The organism is Pararhizobium mangrovi (assembly GCF_006516965.1).
GTDB lineage: Bacteria > Pseudomonadota > Alphaproteobacteria > Rhizobiales > Rhizobiaceae > Pararhizobium_B > Pararhizobium_B mangrovi.
In genome coordinates, this window is the sequence record NZ_VHLH01000007.1 from 81,775 (window position 1) to 102,746 (window position 20,972).

Sequence of the window (20,972 nt, forward strand, 5' to 3'; positions counted from 1 at the left end):
CACATATGAGGCCGGGCATGGAAAAGCACGCCGTGCGCATGCGCCTGAAACCCGGATGTACGGACGAATACAAGGCGCGCCACGATGCCATCTGGCCCGAGCTCGTCGCGCTTTTGAAGCAGGCGGGCGTCGAGGATTATTCGATCCATCTCGACGCCGAGACGAACTTCCTCTTCGCGGTGATGTGGCGGCGCACCGACCACGGCTTGGACGCGCTCGCCGACCACCCGGTCATGCGCCGCTGGTGGGCGATGATGGCCGACATAATGGAGACCCACGAAGACGACGCGCCCTTGACTGCATCGCTTTCCACCGTCTTCCACATGGAATGAGCCGATGGCGCCCGCGAGACACGTCGCCGTCGTCGACATCGGCAAGACCAACGCGAAGATGGCGCTGGTCGATCTCATGACGACGAGCGAAATCGCGGTCCGGCGACAGCCGAACCGCGTATTACAAGGCCCGCCATATCCCCATTACGACATCGAGGCGTTATGGGCGTTCATCCTAGCCGGACTGCGGGAATTCCAGGCGCAGCACGGGGTGGACGCGATCACGGTCACCACGCACGGAGCCTGCGCCGCGCTGCTCGATGCCGGCGGCGATCTCGCGGCCCCCGTGCTCGACTACGAGCATGACGGTCCCGATACGCTTTCGATGCGATACAATCCGATACGCCCGGCATTTACGGAAACCGGTACGCCCCGCTTGCCGCTCGGTCTCAATCTCGGCGCGCAGCTCTTCTGGCAGTTCGAGACGTTTCCCTGGATCCGGCAGCGGACGCGGACGATCCTCACCTATCCCCAGTACTGGACCTATCGGCTGTGCGGTGTCGCCTCGAACGAGGTGACGTCGCTCGGCTGCCATACCGATCTCTGGAACCCGCACGAGGGTGCGTTCTCCTCGCTCGTCGAGCGGATGGGGTGGGGCGGCCTGATGGCACCCGTACGCAAGGCGACCGAGCAGCTCGGAACCCTCGAGCCGGCGATCGCCGCACAAACGGGAGTACCCGAAGGCACGCCGGTCGTCTGCGGCATTCACGATTCCAACGCGTCCCTCTATCCGCATCTTGCCGCGGGCGATCCACCGTTTGCTGTCGTGTCCACCGGCACATGGGTCATCTGCATGGCCGTCGGCGGTAAAGCGGTGTCCCTCGATCCGTCACGTGACACGCTGATCAACGTGAATGCGTTCGGCAATCCGGTCCCGTCGGCCCGCTTCATGGGCGGGCGCGAATTCGAACGCCTGATGGAAGGGCGCCGACGGGACTGCACCGCGGCAGATGTGGATGCCGTCCTGAAAGGCGGCGCAATGCTGTTGCCCGCCGTGGAAAACGGCTCGGGTCCCTTTCAGGGTCGCAGGCCCGAATGGACGGTGGACGAGGCATCGCTTCCCGACGGCGAGCGATATGCGGCGGTCTCGTGCTACCTGGCAATGATGACGGCGACATGCCTCGAAATGGTCGGTGCGGCCGGCTCGACGATCGTCGAAGGCCCGTTCGCGATGAACGCGGTCTATCGAAACGTCCTGGCGGCCGCCACGAAAAGACCGGTCGTCGCGGTCGAGGGCACAGGCACCAGCATCGGCGCGGCCATGATGATCGATGCGCATGCGGGCAGGGCACGGCCGGCGAGGGCGGAACGCACCGATCCGCACCGCCGCTTCTTCCGATATGTGGAGAGGTGGCGCGAAGCGCTCGTCGGTTAATCCACATGCGGGTAGCCATCTGCTTCCCGGGAAGGAACCCGCCGGATTCCATGCGATAACCGCATTTCGTTTCCGTGGAGTGTGCTCAGGCGATGCCGCTGAAATTAATGGGGAGGTGAAGCGGAGCGGGGTTGCGTGACCGGCCGGTGTCGGCATAATCGCTAAAAGCCCGATTAATCCGATATTTAGGGGAAACTGATGAAGAGAACGATCGGTACGACGTTTGCAAGCGTGATGGTGCTATCCCTCATGATGGCCGGCGTGGCTTCCGCCGAGACCGTCTACAACCGCGGCAACGACACCGATCCGACGACGCTCGACATCGACAAGACGACGACCGTCGCCGAAGCGAACCTCTCGCGCGATCTCTATGAAGGCCTCGTCGTCTACGACGCGAACGCCAAGGTCGTGCCGGGCGTCGCCAAGAGCTGGGACGTCTCCGACGACGGAAAGACCTACACCTTCCACTTACGCGACGACGCGAAGTGGTCGAACGGCGATCCGGTCAAGGCGAGCGATTTCGTCTTCGCGTTCCGCCGCCTTGAAAATCCGAAGACCGCGGCGACCTACGCCAACATCCAGTACGTGATCAAGAACGCCGAGGCGGTGAACAAGGGCGACATGCCGCCCGAAAAGCTTGGCGTGAAGGCGATCGACGACCATACGCTCGAGATCGACCTCGAAAATCCGACGCCGTATTTCCTGGAGCTTCTCACGCACCAGACGGCGTTGCCGCTTCACCAGAAGTCGGTCGAAAAGTACGGCAGCGATTTCACGAAGCCGGGCAACCTCGTCACCGACGGCGCATACAAGCTGAAGTCGTTCACACCCAACGAGAAGATCGTCATGGTGAAGAACGACAACTACTATGACGCCGACAACGTTCAGATCGACACGGTCAACTACATCCCCTTCGAGGATCGTTCCGCCTGCCTGCGCCGTTTCCAGGCGAACGAGGTCCAGTCGTGTTCGGACATTCCGGCCGAGCAGATCGACTACATGAAGAAGAACCTTGGCGATCAGGTTCACATCGCACCGTATCTCGGCACCTATTATCTGCCGATCGACGTGCGCGAGAAGAAGCTTTCCGATCCGCGCGTGCGCAAGGCGATCTCGCTCGTCATCGATCGCCAGTTCCTGGCCGACGAGATCTGGCGCGGCACCATGCTGCCGGGCTACTCGATGGTGCCGCCCGGCATCGGCAACTACTTCGATCCGGTCTACATCGAATCCAAGGGCAAGGATCTCTTCGACCGCGAGGACGAAGCCAAGAAATTGTTGAAGGAAGCCGGCGTCCAGCCCGGCGACCTGACGGTCGAGCTGCGCTACAATACCAGCGAGAACCACAAGAACACGATGACGGCCGTCGCCGACATGCTGAAGAACATCGGCATCAAGGCCAAGCTCGTGGAGATGGAAGGAACCGGCTACTTCGACTATCTGAAGAGCGGCGCCAAGTACGACATCGCCCGGGCCGGCTGGATCGGAGACTATTCCGACCCGCAGAACTTCCTGTTCCTGTTCAAGTCCCAGAACGACGGCTTCAACTACCCGCACTGGAAGAACCAGAAGTACGATCAGCTGATGCAGAAGGCGAGCACCATGCAGGACCTGCATGCGCGCTCCAAGGTGCTGAGCCAGGCCGAACAGCTTCTTCTTTCCAAGATGCCGATCATTCCGGTGATGTACTACTCGTCCCGTTCGCTCGTCTCGAAGAACCTGAAGGGCTGGAAGGACAACATCCAGAACGTCCACATCACGCGCTACATGTCGATCGAAAAGTAGCCGCCGGACCGGACGACGATCGCGAGGACCGAAGCACGCATACGCTTCGGTCCTCGTCCGGTTCCACGCGCCGCTGCCCACATCCATGGGGGCATATAGCGCGGCAGGAGATGAGAGCCCATGTTCTCCTACGTGATCAGACGCTTCGGCAGCGCGCTTCCGACGCTCTTCATCGTCATCACGCTTTCCTTCTTCATGATCCGGCTCGCGCCGGGCGGGCCCTTCGACCTGCAGCGCCCGCTCGACCCGCTGATCATGCAGCACCTCAAGCACGCCTATCATTTCGACGAGCCGCTGTGGAAACAGTACCTGCTCTACCTGAACAACCTCGCCCATTTCGATCTCGGGCCGAGCTTCACGCGGCGTGACTTCTCCGTCCTCGACCTCTTCCGCACCGGTCTGCCGGTCTCGATCGAACTCGGCGGGTTTGCGCTCCTCATCGCCCTCGTCGTCGGATCGATCCTCGGCGCCTTCGCCGCGCTCAAGCAGAACTCCTGGAACGACTACGGCGTCGTGGCGCTCGCCACGCTCGGCATCACCATCCCGACCTTCGTCATCGCACCGCTCCTGAGCCTCGTCTTCGGTGTCATGCTGGACTGGTTGCCTGCCGGCGGCTGGGGAGGGGGCGACTTTTCGCACGTCATCCTGCCGGTCGTAACGCTCGCCCTACCGCAGATCGGCATCATCGCCCGCCTGACCCGCGGCGCGACCATCGAGGCGCTGCGCTCCAACCACGTACGCACGGCTCGCGCCTACGGGCTGCCGTCCTTCGTGGTCGTCGGCGTCCATGCGATGCGCGCGGCGATCCTGCCGGTCGTCTCCTATCTGGGCCCCACGGCCGCCGCCCTTCTTACCGGTTCCGTCGTGGTCGAGACGATCTTCGGCGTGCCCGGCATCGGCCGTTATTTCGTCCAGGGCGCGCTCGGGCGCGACTATACGCTGGTGATGGGCACCGTGATCGTCGTCGCGGTCTTCGTCATCGTCTTCAACCTGATCGTCGACATTCTCTACGCGCTGCTCGATCCGCGCGTGCGCTTCGACTGAGGGACCGCTTCATGAGCCAGTCCGACCCGACCATCGCCGAAGAAGGACCGGCCGTTACTGCCGACGCCACGACCGGGCGTTCCTTGTGGCAGGATGCGTGGATCCGATTGCGTCGCAACCGCGCGGCCGTCGCGAGCGCCGTCGTGCTTCTCGTCTTCGTCGTCGCCGGCGTCTTCGGCCCGATGGTCGCACCGCATCCCTACGATGCCATCTACACGCAATATGTGCGCGTCCCTGCAAGCCTCGAAGCCTATCCGCGCGCCGACACGATCGAGCCCGCCTTCGAGCGTGCGCTGAAGCGCGCCCGCGTCGACGTCGGCAAGGTCACCGTCGACGGGTCGAGCGTCAGTGCACCGATCTCGAAGGACGAGAAGATCGATCCGCGCATCGTGCGCTACCTCGATCGTTCGGACATCTTCCACGACGCGACGATCACGGATCTGAACGATGCCGTCACGCAAGGGGTGATGACGGCCGCCGTCACGCGCGAGCTCTTCCCCTTCGGAACGGACGCGAACGGGCGCGACCTCTTAAGCCGCATCCTCATCGGCGTGCGCGTTTCTCTCGCCATCGGCGTGCTCGCCTCCTTCATGTCACTCGTGCTCGGCGTCGGCTACGGCGCGGTGTCGGGCTATCTCGGCGGGCGTGTCGACGATGTCATGATGCGGATCATCGACATTCTCTATTCGCTGCCCTTCATCTTCTTCGTCATCCTGCTCGTCGTCTTCTTCGGCCGGAATTTCGTGCTGATCTTCATCGCCATCGGCTGTACCGAATGGCTCGACATGGCGCGCATCGTGCGCGGGCAGACGCTGACGCTGAAGCGTCAGGAGTTCGTCCAGGCCGCGGAAGCGCTCGGCGTCGGGGACATGGGCGTCCTCAAGCGCCACATTATTCCGAACACGCTCGGGCCTGTGATGGTGTTCGTCACGCTGCTCGTGCCGAAGGCGATCCTGCTCGAAAGCCTGCTTTCCTTCCTCGGCCTCGGCGTTCAGGAGCCGATGACGAGCCTCGGCGTGCTCATCTCGGAAGGGGCGGCGAACATGCGCAGCGCCACCTGGCTGCTTCTCTTCCCCGCCGCGGCACTGACGATCATGCTCTTCGCATTGAACTTCCTGGGCGACGGCCTGCGCGACGCGCTCGACCCGAAGGACCGCTGACCATGAGCGAGAACGCCAAGCCCATCCTCGCCGTTCGCGGTCTCGACGTGCGCTTCGAAACCAATGACGGGCCGGTTCAGGCGGTCAACGGCATCGATCTCGACATCATGCCCGGCGAAACGGTCGCCGTCGTCGGCGAATCCGGTTCGGGCAAGAGCCAGACCATGATGGCGATCATGGGCCTGCTCGCTTCCAACGGAAGGGCGACCGGCTCGGCGAAATATCGCGATCAGGAACTCATCGGGCTCGGCGAGAAGCGGTTGAACCGCGTTCGCGGCGCGAAGATGACGATGATCTTCCAGGAACCGATGACCTCGCTCGATCCGCTCTACCGGATCGGCCGCCAGATCGCCGAGCCGCTCGTGCACCATGCCGGTATGGGGCGGTCTGCCGCGCGAAAGCGCTGTATCGAACTGTTGCGCCTGGTCGGGCTTCCGGAGCCGGAACGGCGCATCGATTCCTTTCCCCACGAGCTGTCCGGTGGCCAGCGCCAGCGCGTGATGATCGCCATGGCGCTCGCCAACGACCCGGATATCCTCATCGCCGACGAGCCGACCACGGCGCTCGACGTGACCATCCAGGCGCAGATTCTGGAGCTTCTGGCCGATCTGCAGAAGCGCCTCGGCATGGCGATCGTCTTCATCACCCACGACCTCGGCGTCGTGCGCCGCTTCGCCGAGCGCGTCTACGTGATGAAGCTCGGCGATGTGGTCGAGGAGGGCAGGACGGCCGCGATCTTCGACGACCCCACCCACGACTATACGCGCATGCTGATCAAGGCGGAACCCAGCGGAAGCAAGCCGCCGGTCGAAGAGAGTTCGCCGGTCCTGCTCGAGGGGAAGGACGTCGTCGTCGGCTTCCGGCAGGAGAACGCCGGCTGGTTTTCGGGATCGAGCGAATTTCGCGCCGTCGACGGCATCTCGCTTCGCCTTCGGCGAAAGCAGACGATCGGCGTCGTCGGCGAATCCGGGTCCGGCAAGTCGACGCTTGGTCGTGCGCTCCTGCGCCTCGTCCACGGCAGGGGCACCGTTCGATACGGCGACCGGGACATATCGAGCCTCGACAAGCGCGGCATGCGGCCGCTGCGCAAGGAACTCCAGATCGTCTTCCAGGATCCCTTCGGCTCGTTGTCACCGCGCATGACCGTCGGCCAGGTCATTACGGAGGGCCTGCTTGTGCACGAGCCGGATCTTTCCCGGCGCGAGCGGGACAAGCGTGCCATCGATGGGTTGAAGGACGTCGGCCTCGACCCGGCAATGCGCAACCGGTATCCGCACGAATTTTCCGGCGGCCAGCGCCAGCGCATTGCCATCGCCCGAGCGGTCATCCTCAAGCCGAAGGTCATGGTGCTCGACGAACCGACCTCCGCGCTCGATCGCTCGGTGCAAAAGCAGATCGTGGAACTCCTGCGCCGGCTGCAGGAGGAACACGACCTTTCCTACGTCTTCATCAGCCACGATCTCGCGGTCGTACGCGCCATGTCCGACTACATCCTCGTCATGAAGGACGGCAAGGTCGTGGAAGAGGGCGTCGCCGAGCGCATCTTCGACCATCCCGAGAAGGAATACACGCAGGCCCTCGTGCAGGCGGCGATGGATACGGATCCGATAACCGTTTCCGCAGCACGTTGATGCCGGCGGCGCGCTCGCCCGATCAGGTCAGGTCAGGGCGCCGGTTGTCTTCGCAAGGGCTTCGATTTCGTTCGCCGATGCCGCGCCCTCCATCGGGCCCTGTTTCGTGACGGCGATCGCGCCGGCGGCTGCCGCCATCTGCAGGCAGGCCTTCGGAGCGTATCCGCGCAGCCAGTAGGTGAGGAACGTTGCGCCGAAACTGTCGCCGGCGCCGGTCGGATCCGTTTCATCGACCGGAAAAGCGGACTGATCGATCGTGAGGGCGCGATCGTGATAGCGCGCGCCGGCGCTACCGCGTTTATGCACGACGACCGTGACGCCGTTGTCGAAAAGAGCGTCCAGCGCCTCGCGTTCCCTCGAGCCGGGATGGGCGATGAAGAGTTCGTCGCCGGACGGCAGGAAGACATCCGTCTGCGACAGGATAGCCGGAAGCGAGTGGTGAAGAAAACCGTCCGCAATGGCTTCCGGACGGACATTCGGATCGAACGAAACCGTGCCGCCGCGTGCCTTGACGCGCGAGATCCCGTCGAGCGTCAGCGCCGCGAGGGATTCCGAGAACAGCGACGATCCCATGACATGGAGGTGGTCGGTCCTGTCGACCATCGCATGGAGGGGCTCGCTCTCGGCGATTTCGCCGCATGCGCTGTGGGCGATGTTGAAGATGAACTGCCGGGACCCGTCGGCTGCATAGCGCACGAAAGCGGAGCCGGTCGGTCGTGTCCTGCTGATGGCGACCGCGCGCACATCCACCCCGCTTATGCGAAGCCGATCGAGGTTCATTCGCCCAAAATCGTCGTCTCCGACGCACGAGGCGATGCCGCAAGCCTGACCGAGCAACGCGGCCTGATGGATGAAGATCGCCGGAGCGCCGGAGGCGAACGGACCGACGAAAGGCTGCGCTTCGGTGAAGCCGTCGCCGCGTTCGCTCGCCATGATCTCGACGACGATCTCGCCGATGGCAGCGATATAACGGTCCCGCTTTTCCATGGCGCGCATCCTTCCGTCCACTCGGACTTCTCCGGTCATTCCAGCATGATGTCCGGCGACCGGACAAGAAGAACTTTACGCGTGAAAAGATTTGTCGTCTAACGGAAGCGGATCGAACGGACGTTCCGGGTGCCGGATAAAAAAATGCAGAAAATGCGTACCATGGAAGAGCTGTCGGTCGCATGCGGCATCTCGCGCCCGACGCTGTCGAAATATTTCCACAATCCAGCAAGCGTGCGAACGAGCACGCGGGCGCGCATCGAGGATGCGCTTTCGGTCTTCGATTACCGGCCGAACCTCTTCGCCATCAATCAGAACCGGGAACGACCGAAGACGATCGGGATCGTCGTTCCCCAGATGACGGATCCGTTCTATGCCGAGCTGGTACGCGAGATCGAGCTTCGGTGCATCGATGCGGGTTTCTGGCCGATCGTCCTCAGTTCCCACGGCTCGCCGGACCTCGAAGCGCGCGCGCTCGGCACGCTGCGTTCGCTCAGGCTTGCCGGCGCGATCCTCGCGCTTCTCGGCAACGAGGCGCGCGACGATGCGGTTTCACGTCTTGCCGAAACGATCCCGATCGTGCTCCTCGACAGCAGACGGGACACGGAGCTTCCCTTCGTCGGCACCGACAATGCCCACAGCATCGCCCTTATCGTCGAATATCTGCACCGTTCCGGCGAGCATCCGTGCTTCCTGGAGATGCCGTCCGTCAACGCGAATGCCGAAGAGCGCCGCGAAGGCTATCGGCGCGCCATGGAAGAGGTAGGCGCCGAGCCGATCCTGCTTGCGCCCTCCACGCACGGATGGGATTTCGAAGAGATCGGCTACCGGAGCGCCGAAGCGGTCATGAACGATGGCGGATTCCCGACCCGTACGGTGCTTTGTGCCAACGACCGCCTCGCGATCGGCGTCCTCGCGGCGGCGTGTGCGCGTAACGTCCGGGTGGGGGTAGAGGAGGGGTGCCAGTTGCGCGTCGCGGGGCACGACGACCATCCGATGGCACGCTACACCTGCCCGCCGCTTACCACCGTCGCGCAGAACTTCGAGCAGCTCGCGGCACAAAGCCTCGATCTTCTTCTCGCCCGGGTCGAAGGCCCCGAGCGGCCGGGCGGAGAGCGGATTCAGGAACGGCGGCTGAAGGGCAGTCTCGTCCTGCGACGTTCCGCCTGAACGCAGGCGGTGCCGTACCGGTCGGAAACGCGTGCGTTCGGAGTTTCCGACACGAGCGATGCTCGCCGGCTCCGCGCCCGCCGTCACCCGCAGGGCTCACACGGCGGTATAGCCGCCGTCGATGGGAAGCGAGACGCCGGAGATCATCGATGCCCCGTCGCTCAGCAGAAAGGCGATCGGGGCGGCGATCTCTTCTTCCGTCGCCCAGCGGCCGAGAGGCATCTTTTCGAGGAAAGGGCCGCCGATGTCCTCGCGACCCCAGTAGAATGCGGACATTTCCGTCATCACCACGGTCGGATGAACGCCGTTGACGCGAATGCCGTATTCGCCGAGTTCGAGCGCGGAGACCCGCGTGATGTTGTCGAGGGCGGCCTTCGAAGATCCATAGGAGATATGACCCCTGAGGCCGACGAGTGCTGCCTGGCTCGAAACGTTGACGATGGCGCCGCCCTTGCCGAGCCGGATCATGCTCTTCGAGGCGTATTTCGTAACCAGAAGCGCGCCGCGCGCATTGACGGCGATCACCTCGTCGAAGACGGAAATGTCGGTTTCCATCGGCGTCGCGATCTCGCCTCCGAAGCCGCCGCAATTGACGACTCCCCAGAGATCGAGATCCTGAAGGGCGTCGCGCACGCTTTCTTCGGATTTGAGATCGAACGGCAGAGCCCGTGCGCCGGTCTCGTTCGCAAGCTCGTCGAGCTTTTCGACATTGCGTCCGCTCGCGATTACGTCGGCTCCTTCGCGGCGAAGGTGCCTCACCGTCGCAGCACCAATTCCTCCCGAAGCGCCCGTTACCAGTATCGCTCCCTGATCAAAGGACATCGTCGTGGCCTCCTCGTTTCCGTTATTCGATTGATGATGCGGCGTTGCAAGCCGTCTCGGAAAAGCACTGGCTGGAAGGCATGTTCGCGGCACGGGCGAGCAAGGTCATTACAAGCATGCGCCGGCGACCCGGTCCTATCCATCGCAGTTCACGCCGGCGTGCCCTAATCGCTTGCGCCCATCATCAGCCGAACGATCTCTTCGTCACTCGTCTCGGAAGGCATCCGCGTACCGGCGACCCTGCCGCGGGCGAGTACGACGATGCGGTCGGCGGCGGCGAAGATGTCGGGCAGATTGTGCGAAATCAGAATGATGCCGACATCCTGCGTCTTCAGCCGCTCGATCAGCGCCATCACCTCGCGCTGCTCGGGCACGCCGAGGGCTGCCGTTGGTTCGTCCATGATGACGAGTTGCGCCTTCCAATGGATCGCCCGTGCGATGGCGATCGCCTGACGCTGTCCGCCCGACATCTCGCGCACGGCCGCGCTGGGATCGGGCAGGGCGATCCCGAGGCTTTTCATGACGGCGGCGGCGTCGTTGCGCATCGTCTTCCGGTCGAGCACGGGGATGCCCATGACCCGCCGCATCTTCTCGCGGCCGAGATAGAGGTTGAGACCGGGATCGAGATTGTCGGCCAGCGCGAGATCCTGATAGATCGTCTCGAGCCCGGCCGCGCGCACCGCCTCGGGCGATTTTCCCGTCAGTTTCTCGCCCTTGAAACGGACTTCGCCGGCCGTCGGCGTATAGACGCCGGAAATCATCTTGATGACGGTCGACTTTCCCGCCCCGTTGTCCCCGGCGACGACGACGCATTCGCCGGGATGAACGTCGAAGGAGACGCCGCTCACGGCCTCGTTTCCGCCGAAGCGCTTCTTCAGGCCGTCGACTTCCAGCAACGCGCTCATGTCTGACTTCCCGAAAAGCGATCTCTGGACTGGTCGACGACCACCGCGACGATGATGACGAGGCCGACGGCGATGAACTGCCAGTATGGCGGCAACCCGCTGAAGACCAGGCCGAACTGGATGACGGCGATGATCAACGAGCCGATGACCGTGCCGATGATGGTTCCCTGTCCACCGGTCAGCGAGGCGCCACCGATGAAGACGGCGGCGACGGCGTAGAGCAGGATCGGCTCTCCGGCATTGGCCGCACCGGCCGAAAAGCGTCCGGTGTAGACCAGTCCGCCGGCGGCCGCCGTGACGGCCGACAGGACGAAGAGGATCATCAAATGGCGTTTGACGTCGACGCCGGCCCGCTCGACCGATGCGCGGCTCGCTCCGAGCGCATAGGTGTGGACGCCGAACTTGGTGTGCGTCAGCACGTAGTGGCAGAAAAGCGCGAGCACGCCAGCGATGATCGCCGGCAGGGGAACGCCCGCCACGGTGCCGTTTCCGAACACGCGGGCCGAGTCGTTCTGGATGGAGACGACGGCACCGCCCGCCACGATCAAGGCCGCGCCACGGGCGATCCCGTAGGTTCCGAGCGTGCCGATGAAGCTCGGGACGTTGATGTGTGCGATCAGCCAACCGTTGACCAACCCGACGATCGCACCCGCACCGATGCCTGCGGCGAGACCGGCCAGGAAGATCAGGAAGCCGGAATCCATGCCGCCGAGACGGATGACGAGCGCCATGACGACGGCCGCGAAGCCCGAACTGAAGGCGATCGAAAGGTCGATATGACCCGCCACGACGACGAGGGTCAGCCCGAGCGCGAGAAGCAGGATCTGGGATGCCGCCGTCAGGATCGCCTGGATGGAGTAGACCCTGAACAGGAAGGTGGCACCGACCTCGGTCTGCGCGTAGATCTCGAAGAAGATGAGAATGATCGCGAGGAACAGCCAGGACCACGCGTTGAGAAGGGGCTTCAGAACTGAAGCCCCGTTGGTATTTGCCATCCGCCTGGACCTTTATTCCGAGTAGATGAACTTCTGAACGGCGTCATCGGTTACATTGTCGGAATCCAGCACCGTGAACCCCGTGCCGATCTTGGTCGGAACGGATTGGCCGGCGAGAATGGCATAGGCCGTCATGACGCCGTAGTACCCGATCTCCGCGGGGTGCTGGGCGATGGTAGCGTCGATCTTGCCGGACTTGATGTCGTTGACGATGCTCGGCGGCGCGTCGAAGCCGATCACGGTCACGTCGTCGCTCTTGTTGGCGGCCGCCACGCCGTTCGCCGCACCGATTGCAGAGAACAGGTTGGCGCCGAACACGCCCTTGATGTCCGGATTGCGCGCGAGCACCGCCTGGAACTGGGATGCCGCCCGCGAGGCGTCGTTGTCGTTGTACTGGGTCGGCAGAACCTCGATGTTGGGATGGTTCTGCTTCAGCTCCTCCTTGAAGCCTTTCTCGCGCTGATCCATGGTCGAAACGCCGGGACGAAGGTGCGCTACGTAGACCTTTCCCTTGTCGCCGATCCGCTTGGCCATGGCCCTTGCCGCCACGCGGCCGCCGAGTTCGTTGTCCGACGCGATGTAGGAAAGCGGAAAGTCGCCGTCGCCGGATCCGTCCTGGTACTTGCCGTCGCCGATGTAGGTATCGAGCGTCACGACGGGGATGCCGGCGTCGCTCGCGCGCTTCAGCGGATCGACGAGCTGCGTCGTATCGGTCGGCGCGATGAGGATCGCGTCGGGATGCCGGGCAATGACGGCGTCGAGCACCGGGGTCTGCAGGACGGGATCGAATTCCTCGGCGCCCTGGAAGTTTACGGTGATGCCGAGCGCCTTCGCCGCGAGCTGTGCTCCGCGATTCATGGTGATGTAGAACGGATCGGTCGTAAGGCCCGGAATAAGCGTTATCTGGACGTTCTTCGGCACCTTGGCGGATTGCGCGTCGGATGATTTGTCCTGCGCCATGGCCGGCGCGCACATTCCAAGAGCCAACACGGCCGCGACAGCGGCACGCTGCAAATTGTATCGCATGATATCCTCCCACAGATCGGACCAGACGGCCCGACATGGAGTGTGTCGCCGAAATTTACCCGCGTCAACTGCGCCGTGTTCCCTCTGCGCGGCTGGGTCGAGGTCAACGGCGGCGAGAAGCGGGGCGATGGCAGCACATGCGGACTTTTCGACAAACGCACCAAAAGATCCGGCCACGAAAATCGAGCTGGATGGGAGCATTATTTACGCGCGTCAATTGATGGCGCCGGTGCGGCTGCGCCCCGGCCGGGCGATTGGCTTGGGGCACGGCATCGCATGGAAACGCACGATCCCGGTTCGGTTCACGACGATCGACTGTGGACAACCGTTTCTCCAACGAGCGGCGACCGAGGTACCGTCAATGCGTCGTGATGCGCCGTATGGGTGCCCTCGGCCAGTGCGGCCGCGTCTTGCGGATCGCGCATACCCTCCAGTCTCAAGCGCTCGTACCGCTCATGCTGCGTTGAGGGACGGCGATGCGGAAACTGCGTCGCCCGGCGGCTGATAGACCGGCGTGTCGACGCCTTCCATGCGCGCTTTGAGCTGCAGGGCGAGGATCTTCGAATAGAAGCGCGACAGCGCAAGGTTGCCGCCGTGAAACCACAGGGCTTCCTGTGCCGTCGGCTTCCACATGTTGCGCAACTCGCCGTGCCAGGGCTCCGGATCATGCTTCGTGCCCGAGCCGAGCCCCCAGCACGGGCCTACGCGATCGGCGGTCTCGCGCGATACGATCCGTGCGACGGTCTCGTGCATCGAATGATAGCCGATGCACGACACGATCGCATCGGCCCTGATCTCCTCGCCGTCTTCCATGACCATACCGGACCGCGTGAGTCGCGCGATACCGGAACCGCTTTTGACCCTTATCTTTCCCTCGATGATCAGGTCGCACGCGCCCACGTCGATGTAATAGCCGGATCCCGTGCGGTACGCCTTCATCATGTGTCCGGTCTCGTCGTCGCCAAAATCGATCGCGAAGCCGGCGTCCTGAAGCCGCTCGTAGAAATCCGCATCGCGCGTTCGGATCGTCTCGTAGAGCGCCTTCTGGCTCTCGGGCAGGACGGCGAACGGCGTGGAAGCAACCTTGATGTCGGCGATATCTACGGTAATGCCGCGCTCGATCGCATGCTCGGAATAGACGTCGAACGCCAGTTCCATCAGCGTGTCCGACTTGACCACGGTCGTCGGCGAACGCTGGATCAGCGTGACGTCGGCGCCGCGCTCCCAAAGATCGACGCTGACGTCGTGTCCTGAACTGGCAGCGCCGATCACCGCGCACGCCTTGCCGCGAAAGCGGTCTCCGTCGAAATAACGGCTCGAATGCAGGATCTCACCGTCGAAGTCGTCGGCGCCGGGCAGATCGATTTCGCGCGGCGGACCGTAGGCGCCCGTCGCGAAGACGAGCTGTTTGGGCTCGAGGACGATGCGTTCGCCGTCGCGGTCGACCTCGACCGTCCAGGTCTTCGTCTCGTCGTCGAAGGCTGCCCGCACGCATTCGCTCGATGTCCAGTAGTCGAGTTCCATGACCTTGGCGTACATCTCCAGCCAGTCGCCCATCTTGTCCTTGGGCGTGAAGACGGGCCAATGCTCCGGAAACGGAATATAGGGCATATGGTCGTACCAGACCGGGTCGTGCAGCACGAGCGTACGGTATCGGTTGCGCCATGAATCCCCCGGCCTCTCGTTCTTTTCGAGAATGAGGGTCGGAACGTCGAGTTGCTTGAGACGCGCGCCAAGCGCCATCGCGCCCTGACCGCCGCCGATGATGACGCAGAAGGGCTGTCGCGTGCGGCCGAGTTCCTGCTGCTCGCGCCGGCGCGCTTCCGTCCATGTCCGGCGATCCGGATCGGCCCCATGCTGGACGCCGAGGGGGCGGCGAACGCCCTTCGCCTCCTCGAACCCCTTCAGATCGTCCATCATCGTGAACATGGTCCAGCAGCGGCCTTCTCTGAGGCGGAAAATGCCGCGACCGTGGGCCGAGTGCGTATCGAAGGTGAACCAGGCCTCGATCGTCTCGCCGTCGACCGTCGGTTCGCCGTCGATGCGCAGATGCGACGGGCGTGCGGCGGGCAGGGTGGCACGAAGCATGTCGGCAACCGCTTCCCTGCCTTCCATGGTCTTGATGTTCCATGTGAAGGTCAGAAGGTCGCGCCAGTAACACTCCTCCCGAAAGAGATCGAGCGCAGCCTCGACGTCGGCGGTCTCGAGCGCGCGGGCGAAGCTTTCGAGCCAGGCCGCAGCCTGCTTGGACGGTTTCGTATCGAGCATCGACGGTGTTCCCCTTGTATCACGCTGGATCGGCCATTCGCTTCGCGACCGCGACGCGGCAAGCCGCGGTTTCAGTCGCCCAGCGGCTCCATCTCTTTGCCTTTGCGGTGGTTGAGCACGTTGTATTTGATGCGCCGCAATGTCTCGCGTGCCGTGCCTTCGAGCTTGTATCCGGCGGCCACCGAAAGAAGGTCGATCGTCGCCAGGAAGGCATAGCGCGATGCGGTCGGCTTCAGCGTGTCGGGATATTCCGGGATCTTCAACGTCAGCCCGACGTCGCAAGCGCAGGCGAGATCGGTGTTCGGCGCCGTGATGCAGATGGTACTCGCACCGTAGTGTTTGGCCAGTTCGACTGCCTCGATCACCTCGCGGGTGCGCCCGGTCGCAGAAATGGCGATCACCAGATCGTCCGGCTTCAAAGCCGAAGCCGTCATGCGCATGATGTAGGGGTCATTGTGGGCACCGACGGTCACCCCGTAGCGAAACAGACGATATTGCGTCTCCTGCGCCAATGCCGAGGAACTGCCGCCGAGGCCGAACACCACCACCTGCCGCGCGCCGGCGATCAGGGTCGCGGCCTTTTCCACGGCCGCGGGACCGATCTGCTTTTCGGCTTCTTCGAGCGCTTGGCGCGCCTTGCCGAACACCGCGCTCCAGAACGATATCGTATGGTCTTCGTGCGCCCGTGCCGACTTTTTCAGGAACAGCGCGCCGACGACGAGGCTCTGCGCGAGCTTGAGCTTGAAGTCGCGCACGCCGTCGCATCCGATCGCGCGGCAGAAGCGGGTCACCGTAGGCTCGCTCACCTCGGCCTTGCGTGCCAGCGCTGCATTCGAAGCCTCGACTGCGAACTTTACGTCGTCGAGGACGACCTCCGCAACGCGCCGCTCGGCCGGACGCAGGTTGGCATAGGCATCCTTGATCTGCGAAATGAGGTCGGGAATGTTCTTGGCGCGCAGGAGTTCTTTCGCTTCTTCATGCGCTTCCTGCACATCGCCGATCTGCTCCTGCTCCACATCGGTCACGGAACGACCCCTTTTTCACGACTCGAGCTGGCGATCCATCAGTTTGCTTTTCAGTCCGCTGAAACAATCCTTTTTCGAGTAGCACAAAAAACAGCAAGACGAACATGGCGGCCACCGTGTTGCAAACTAACATGGCGCTGGACCGTATAGAAGTCCTGTTAGTCAGGCCTTTCGGTCGACTGCATACTTTCGCGTCTGTGTTGGCGCAGCTCTCGCTTGACAGTCCAGGTGATATAGTCACTAGATTGCCGAAAGAACGGCGAACTTCGAACAGAGCCGCGAGCCTTTAGAGGTGCGCATGAACGTCACCGTCTCGAGATCTCCCAAGCTCGCCGTAAAGGCGGCGACGAAGGTGTATCGCACCGCTTCCGGCGACTTCATGGCGCTGCAGCACTGCAGCCTCGATGTCCACCGAAACGAGATCGTCTCCATCGTCGGCCCGTCGGGTTGCGGAAAGACGACGCTCTTACGGGCAATGTCCGGCTTGCACGGGCTGACCGAGGGCGAAGTCATGCTCGACAACCAGAAGATCACCGGGCCGCATCCGGATATCGGCATCGTCTTTCAGGAAGCCAACCTGCTTCCCTGGCGCGACCTCGATGCGAACATCCGCTTTCCCTTCGAGATCAAGCGCGAACGGCCGGATCGCCAATGGATCGAGCATCTGCTGCATAGTGTCGGCCTCGATGGGTTCGGGGGCAAGTATCCGCGCGAACTGTCCGGAGGCATGCAGCAGCGCGCCGCGATGGTGCGTGCGCTCGCGCTCAAGCCTTCCGTTCTGCTCATGGACGAGCCATTCGGGGCCCTCGACACGTTCACGCGCGAAGAGATGAACCGGCTCGTCGAAAGTATCTGGCTCGATACCCGGACGACGATCGTCTTCATTACCCATAGCATCGAGGAAGCCATCTTCCTCTCCGATCGCGTGATCGTCCTCACCGGCGGGCCGGGCCGCGTCGCGCGGGAATATCCCGTGCGGTTCGAACGCCCCCGCTCTTCGGAGGTGATGGCGACGCGCGAGGTCTTCGACCTTACGAACGCGATCAAGAGGGACATCGTCGGCGAGCGTGAAAGCCGACTGAACGGCAGTGCCCCGCAGCGCGAAGCGACCAGTTGAGGACAAGCAATCGTGGACAGCTCAGAAACGATCCCGGAGTTTCGCAAGGGTGGCGCCAGTAAGGGCGGAGAGGCGAGCCTTGCCAACCTGTCGGCGTTCTCCCGTGGTTCGGGAATGGCGTCTGCGAAGGAAGTCCTTGCCATCCTGGGTGTCGCCGTCGTCGTGATCGGCGGTATCGAACTTGCTCTGCGTTTCTTCAACGTGCCGCAATACATCATGCCGACGCCGAGCGCGATCGCCTACGCGCTGTTCACGGACTTTCCGCTGATCCTTCCGCATCTCGGTGACACGCTGGTCGAGCTTTTGGGCGGCTTTGCCATCGGTGCGTGCGTCGGACTGATCCTCGCGGCCGTCATCACGCAGTTTCCCTTCGCCGAGAAAATCGTCGCGCCCTACATTCTCATCCTCGTTACGACGCCCATGCTGGCACTCGTCCCGCTCCTGATCCTGCGCTTCGGCTTCGGCTATACGCCGCGCATCATCGTGGTCGCGCTCGCATCCGGTCCGATGGTGATGATCAACGCCGCCACGGGCTTTCGCCGGGTCGACAGCGCGAAGATCGCGCTCGCTCGATCCTATGGCGCGAATACGCTTCAGATGTTCTGGAAGATCCGTGCGCCGATGGCGCTGCCGATGATCCTGGTGGGCCTGATGATCGGTGCCATCTTCGGTCTTCTGACGGCGGTCGGCGCGGAGATGGTCGGCGGCGGGTTTGGCCTCGGCAATCGGCTCACGACCTACTCCTCGATGATCCAGATGCCGCAGTTCTTTGCCGTGGTCGTGATCCTCTCCGCTCTCGGCATTCTTATCTACACGATCTTCTTCCTCATCGGAAAGAAGTGGGCGAGCTGGGAGGCATAGCCATTCCGTCCTGCATGAAGGGCGGCGTCCACGGACTTTCGTGAGGATCGGTATCGAGGCGACAGGCCAAACACAGAGGGAACAATGCGATGACGCGTGACGATGGCGTGAAGAAGACCGTGCAGGCCGGAATGAGCCGGCGTTATTTCCTCCAGGTTTCGGCAGCCGGCGCCGTCACCGCGACGGCGCTCGGCGCATCGGGTTTCGTCCGGCCCGCCAAGGCTGCCGCCTATGACACGTTCACATGGATATCGCCGCGCGGCACGCTCGAAGTGCTCGACGACTATGCCTACTGGTCTGCCGCGAAGATGGGCTATTTCGGCGACATGAAGACGGAGATGCAGCCCGGTCCGTCCGATGGTACGGCAACCGTGAAGTTCGTCGACGTGGGTCAGGCCGACATGGGCTTTCCGTCGCCGGGCGTCTACTCCTTCTCCATCCAGAACGGCATGGATCTGATTTCCGTCTTCAACGAGGGTGCGCTCGATACGTTCAGCTTCGCCTTCCGCAAGGGCGAAGGCACGAAGGATCTCAAGAAGCTAGAAGGCAAGACCATCCTTCTCGGGTCGGCCGCCTGGCAGTCCATCACCGATCCGCTTTTGGCATCCCAGGGCGTCGACGTTTCCAAGGTCAAGTATGTCGAGGCCGGTTGGCCTGCCTGGGGCACGGCTCTCCAGAGCGGGCAGGGCGATGCCGCCCTTTCCTGGGAAGGCCTGCGGGCCGAATGGGTCGCCAAGGGCCTCAACTTCGAATACTGGCTCGGCGTGCAGAACTCCAAGTTCCCGGCCAATACCTTCGTGGTGCGCAAGTCGGACATGGCCGACCGCGACAAGAAGGCCTACATCGAGCGCTATCTGCGGGGTTGGGCCATGGGGCTGCAGTTCGGCTACGAGAACCCGCGCGCTTCGGTCGAGATCGTCTTCGACAAGTTCCCGACATTGGCGAAGAACCTCGGTCCCGAGATCGGAACCACCTCCATCCTGCAACAGATCCACGTGTTCCGCGGCGATATGGCCGAACGCGAGGGGTGGGGTGCGCACGACATGAAGAGCTGGCAGGCCTTCTTCGACACCCTGAAGGACATCGGCCAGATCACCAAGGACGTGAAGGCCGAAGACGTGCTTACCAACGAACTCATCGCCGGCGCGAACGACTTCGACAAGGACAAGGTGAAGTCGGACGCCGGGTCTTACGAACTGTCCAAGGATATGCAGGCCGTCGATATCGATAAGATCAGGCAGCATCTCTACGACCAGGCGATCTAGCGCGGGACCGCCCGTTCCTCGATGGGGCGGGCGGTATCGGGATGCTTCGACCAACTGCCAACCACAAGCCGGGAGTTCAGTGGTGCCTGACAAGGTGAAGGTTCTCGTCGTAGGCCTGGGCAACATGGGCGCGTCCCATGCCAGCGCCTATCATAGGCTGGAAGGTTTCGAGATCGTCGGTCTGATGAGCAGGTCGATCAAGGACAGGGCGATACCCGAGGAGCTCTCGGGCTATCCGCTATTCGAGGATTTCGACGACGCGATCGCGCAGACGAAGCCCGATGCCGTTTCGATCAACTCGTGGCCCAACACGCATGTCGACTACGCGCTTCGGGCCATGAATGCCGGTTGCCACGTCTTCATGGAAAAGCCGATCGCCACGACGGTGGAGGATGCCGAAAGGGTGGTCGCGCTGGCGCGCGAGAAGAATCGCAAGCTGGTTCTCGGCTATATCCTTCGCGTCCACCCTTCCTGGATCAAGTTCATCGAGATGGGCCGGACGCTCGGCAAGCCCCTGGTCATGCGGCTCAACCTGAACCAGCAGAGCAGCGGGCCCGCCTGGCATTGGCATAAAAACCTGATCGACTCGCTGATCCCGATCGTCGACTGCGGCGTGCACTATGTCGACGTCATGTGCCAGTTAACCGGCGCAAAGCCGGTGCGCGTCCACGGCATCGGCGCCAAGCTGTGGAACGAAGCGAGCAAGCAGAACTACGGCCATCTTCACGTGACGTTCGATGACGGATCCGTCGGCTGGTACGAAGCCGGCTGGGGACCGATGATGAGCGAGACGGCCTACTTCGTGAAGGATGTCGTCGGCCCCAACGGTGCGGTCTCGATCGTCGCCGGACAATCCGATGCGGGCGGGCGGGAAGAAGAGGAGCTTTCGGATTCGGCCGACATCAACCGGCATACGAAGACCGATGCGCTGAAGATCCATTACGCGGAATTGGACGCGGACAAGAACTTCGCCAGGAAGGATACGCTGCTCAGCATGGAGGACGAGCCCGGCCATCAGGACCTTTGCGACCGGGAGCAGGAATTCTTCCTCCGCGCGATAAGGGAGGATCTCGATCTGTCCGAATCGATGAATGCTGCCGTCGACAGCCTGCGGATCGTGCTGGCCGCCGAGCGGAGCATTCTCGAGGAAAAGGCGATCGAGTTGAATTGATCCGGGAAAATCCCCGGAACGCGAAGGGAAGGG

Annotated in this window: 18 protein-coding genes; 11 read left to right on the forward strand and 7 right to left on the reverse strand. The window is 62.9% G+C overall.

Annotated elements, in window-relative coordinates; translation table 11 throughout:
- Positions 1-17: 17 nt before the first annotated feature.
- The 6 genes from rhaM (at position 18) to FJU11_RS05895 (ending at position 7,327) form a co-directional block, all read left to right on the forward strand.
- Positions 18-332 (forward strand): L-rhamnose mutarotase, encoded by a 315-nt coding sequence (gene rhaM / locus FJU11_RS05870; RefSeq protein ID WP_141166104.1) that lies wholly within the window; start codon positions 18-20, stop codon positions 330-332.
- Between the two features lie 4 nt (positions 333-336).
- A complete protein-coding gene (locus FJU11_RS05875) occupies positions 337-1,707 on the forward strand; it encodes an FGGY-family carbohydrate kinase (protein ID WP_141166105.1) in 1,371 nt (456 codons plus the stop codon).
- 198 nt (positions 1,708-1,905) lie between these two features.
- The gene (locus FJU11_RS05880) at positions 1,906-3,492 is read left to right on the forward strand and encodes a peptide ABC transporter substrate-binding protein (protein ID WP_141166106.1); all 1,587 of its coding nucleotides are present in this window, start codon (positions 1,906-1,908) and stop codon (positions 3,490-3,492) included.
- 120 nt (positions 3,493-3,612) lie between these two features.
- Positions 3,613-4,536 (forward strand): ABC transporter permease subunit, encoded by a 924-nt coding sequence (locus FJU11_RS05885; RefSeq protein WP_141166107.1) that lies wholly within the window; start codon positions 3,613-3,615, stop codon positions 4,534-4,536.
- Positions 4,537-4,547: 11 nt separating this feature from the next.
- On the forward strand, positions 4,548-5,696 hold the full coding sequence (locus tag FJU11_RS05890) for an ABC transporter permease (protein ID WP_141166108.1): 1,149 nt from the start codon (positions 4,548-4,550) through the stop codon (positions 5,694-5,696).
- Positions 5,697-5,698: 2 nt separating this feature from the next.
- The gene (locus FJU11_RS05895; protein ID WP_141166109.1) at positions 5,699-7,327 is read left to right on the forward strand and encodes an ABC transporter ATP-binding protein; all 1,629 of its coding nucleotides are present in this window, start codon (positions 5,699-5,701) and stop codon (positions 7,325-7,327) included.
- A 27-nt stretch (positions 7,328-7,354) separates the two neighbouring features.
- Here the strand turns inward: FJU11_RS05895 and FJU11_RS05900 are convergent, their stop codons facing one another.
- Positions 7,355-8,314 carry a sugar kinase gene (locus FJU11_RS05900; protein WP_141166110.1) on the reverse strand — a complete coding sequence of 320 codons (960 nt, stop codon included), beginning with the start codon at positions 8,312-8,314 and terminating at the stop codon, positions 7,355-7,357.
- Between the two features lie 144 nt (positions 8,315-8,458).
- On the opposite strand from FJU11_RS05900, the gene FJU11_RS05905 reads away from it, so the two are divergent.
- Positions 8,459-9,484, forward strand: coding sequence for a LacI family DNA-binding transcriptional regulator (locus FJU11_RS05905; protein ID WP_141166111.1), 1,026 nt, complete (start codon positions 8,459-8,461; stop codon positions 9,482-9,484).
- A gap of 96 nt (positions 9,485-9,580) precedes the next feature.
- Here FJU11_RS05905 and FJU11_RS05910 read toward each other — a convergent pair whose 3' ends face one another.
- The 6 genes from FJU11_RS05910 to FJU11_RS05935 form a co-directional block, all read right to left on the reverse strand.
- Positions 9,581-10,306 (reverse strand): SDR family oxidoreductase, encoded by a 726-nt coding sequence (locus FJU11_RS05910; protein WP_141166112.1) that lies wholly within the window; start codon positions 10,304-10,306, stop codon positions 9,581-9,583.
- Between the two features lie 164 nt (positions 10,307-10,470).
- The gene (locus tag FJU11_RS05915; RefSeq protein WP_141166113.1) at positions 10,471-11,211 is read right to left on the reverse strand and encodes an ATP-binding cassette domain-containing protein; all 741 of its coding nucleotides are present in this window, start codon (positions 11,209-11,211) and stop codon (positions 10,471-10,473) included.
- On the reverse strand, positions 11,208-12,206 hold the full coding sequence (locus FJU11_RS05920) for an ABC transporter permease (protein ID WP_141166114.1): 999 nt from the start codon (positions 12,204-12,206) through the stop codon (positions 11,208-11,210). The genes FJU11_RS05915 and FJU11_RS05920 overlap by 4 nt, the downstream gene beginning before the upstream one ends.
- Before the next feature lie 12 nt (positions 12,207-12,218).
- On the reverse strand, positions 12,219-13,232 hold the full coding sequence (locus FJU11_RS05925) for an ABC transporter substrate-binding protein (protein ID WP_141166115.1): 1,014 nt from the start codon (positions 13,230-13,232) through the stop codon (positions 12,219-12,221).
- Between the two features lie 453 nt (positions 13,233-13,685).
- Positions 13,686-15,500 (reverse strand): NAD(P)/FAD-dependent oxidoreductase, encoded by a 1,815-nt coding sequence (locus tag FJU11_RS05930; RefSeq protein ID WP_141166116.1) that lies wholly within the window; start codon positions 15,498-15,500, stop codon positions 13,686-13,688.
- A gap of 71 nt (positions 15,501-15,571) precedes the next feature.
- Positions 15,572-16,525: a MurR/RpiR family transcriptional regulator gene (locus FJU11_RS05935; protein WP_235890839.1), complete on the reverse strand. Its 954-nt coding sequence runs from the start codon at positions 16,523-16,525 to the stop codon at positions 15,572-15,574.
- Between the two features lie 298 nt (positions 16,526-16,823).
- Here FJU11_RS05935 and FJU11_RS05940 point away from each other — a divergent pair, with 298 nt between their 5' ends.
- The 4 genes from FJU11_RS05940 to FJU11_RS05955 all read left to right on the forward strand — a co-directional run bounded on the left by FJU11_RS05940 (position 16,824) and on the right by FJU11_RS05955 (position 20,939).
- The gene (locus tag FJU11_RS05940) at positions 16,824-17,642 is read left to right on the forward strand and encodes an ABC transporter ATP-binding protein (protein ID WP_141166117.1); all 819 of its coding nucleotides are present in this window, start codon (positions 16,824-16,826) and stop codon (positions 17,640-17,642) included.
- A gap of 12 nt (positions 17,643-17,654) precedes the next feature.
- Positions 17,655-18,503, forward strand: a complete 849-nt coding sequence (locus tag FJU11_RS05945; RefSeq protein ID WP_181408064.1) for an ABC transporter permease — start codon at positions 17,655-17,657, stop codon at positions 18,501-18,503.
- Positions 18,504-18,592: 89 nt separating this feature from the next.
- The gene (locus tag FJU11_RS05950) at positions 18,593-19,768 is read left to right on the forward strand and encodes an ABC transporter substrate-binding protein (protein ID WP_141166118.1); all 1,176 of its coding nucleotides are present in this window, start codon (positions 18,593-18,595) and stop codon (positions 19,766-19,768) included.
- Between the two features lie 82 nt (positions 19,769-19,850).
- Positions 19,851-20,939, forward strand: coding sequence for a Gfo/Idh/MocA family protein (locus FJU11_RS05955; RefSeq protein ID WP_141166119.1), 1,089 nt, complete (start codon positions 19,851-19,853; stop codon positions 20,937-20,939).
- Positions 20,940-20,972: the final 33 nt, after the last annotated feature.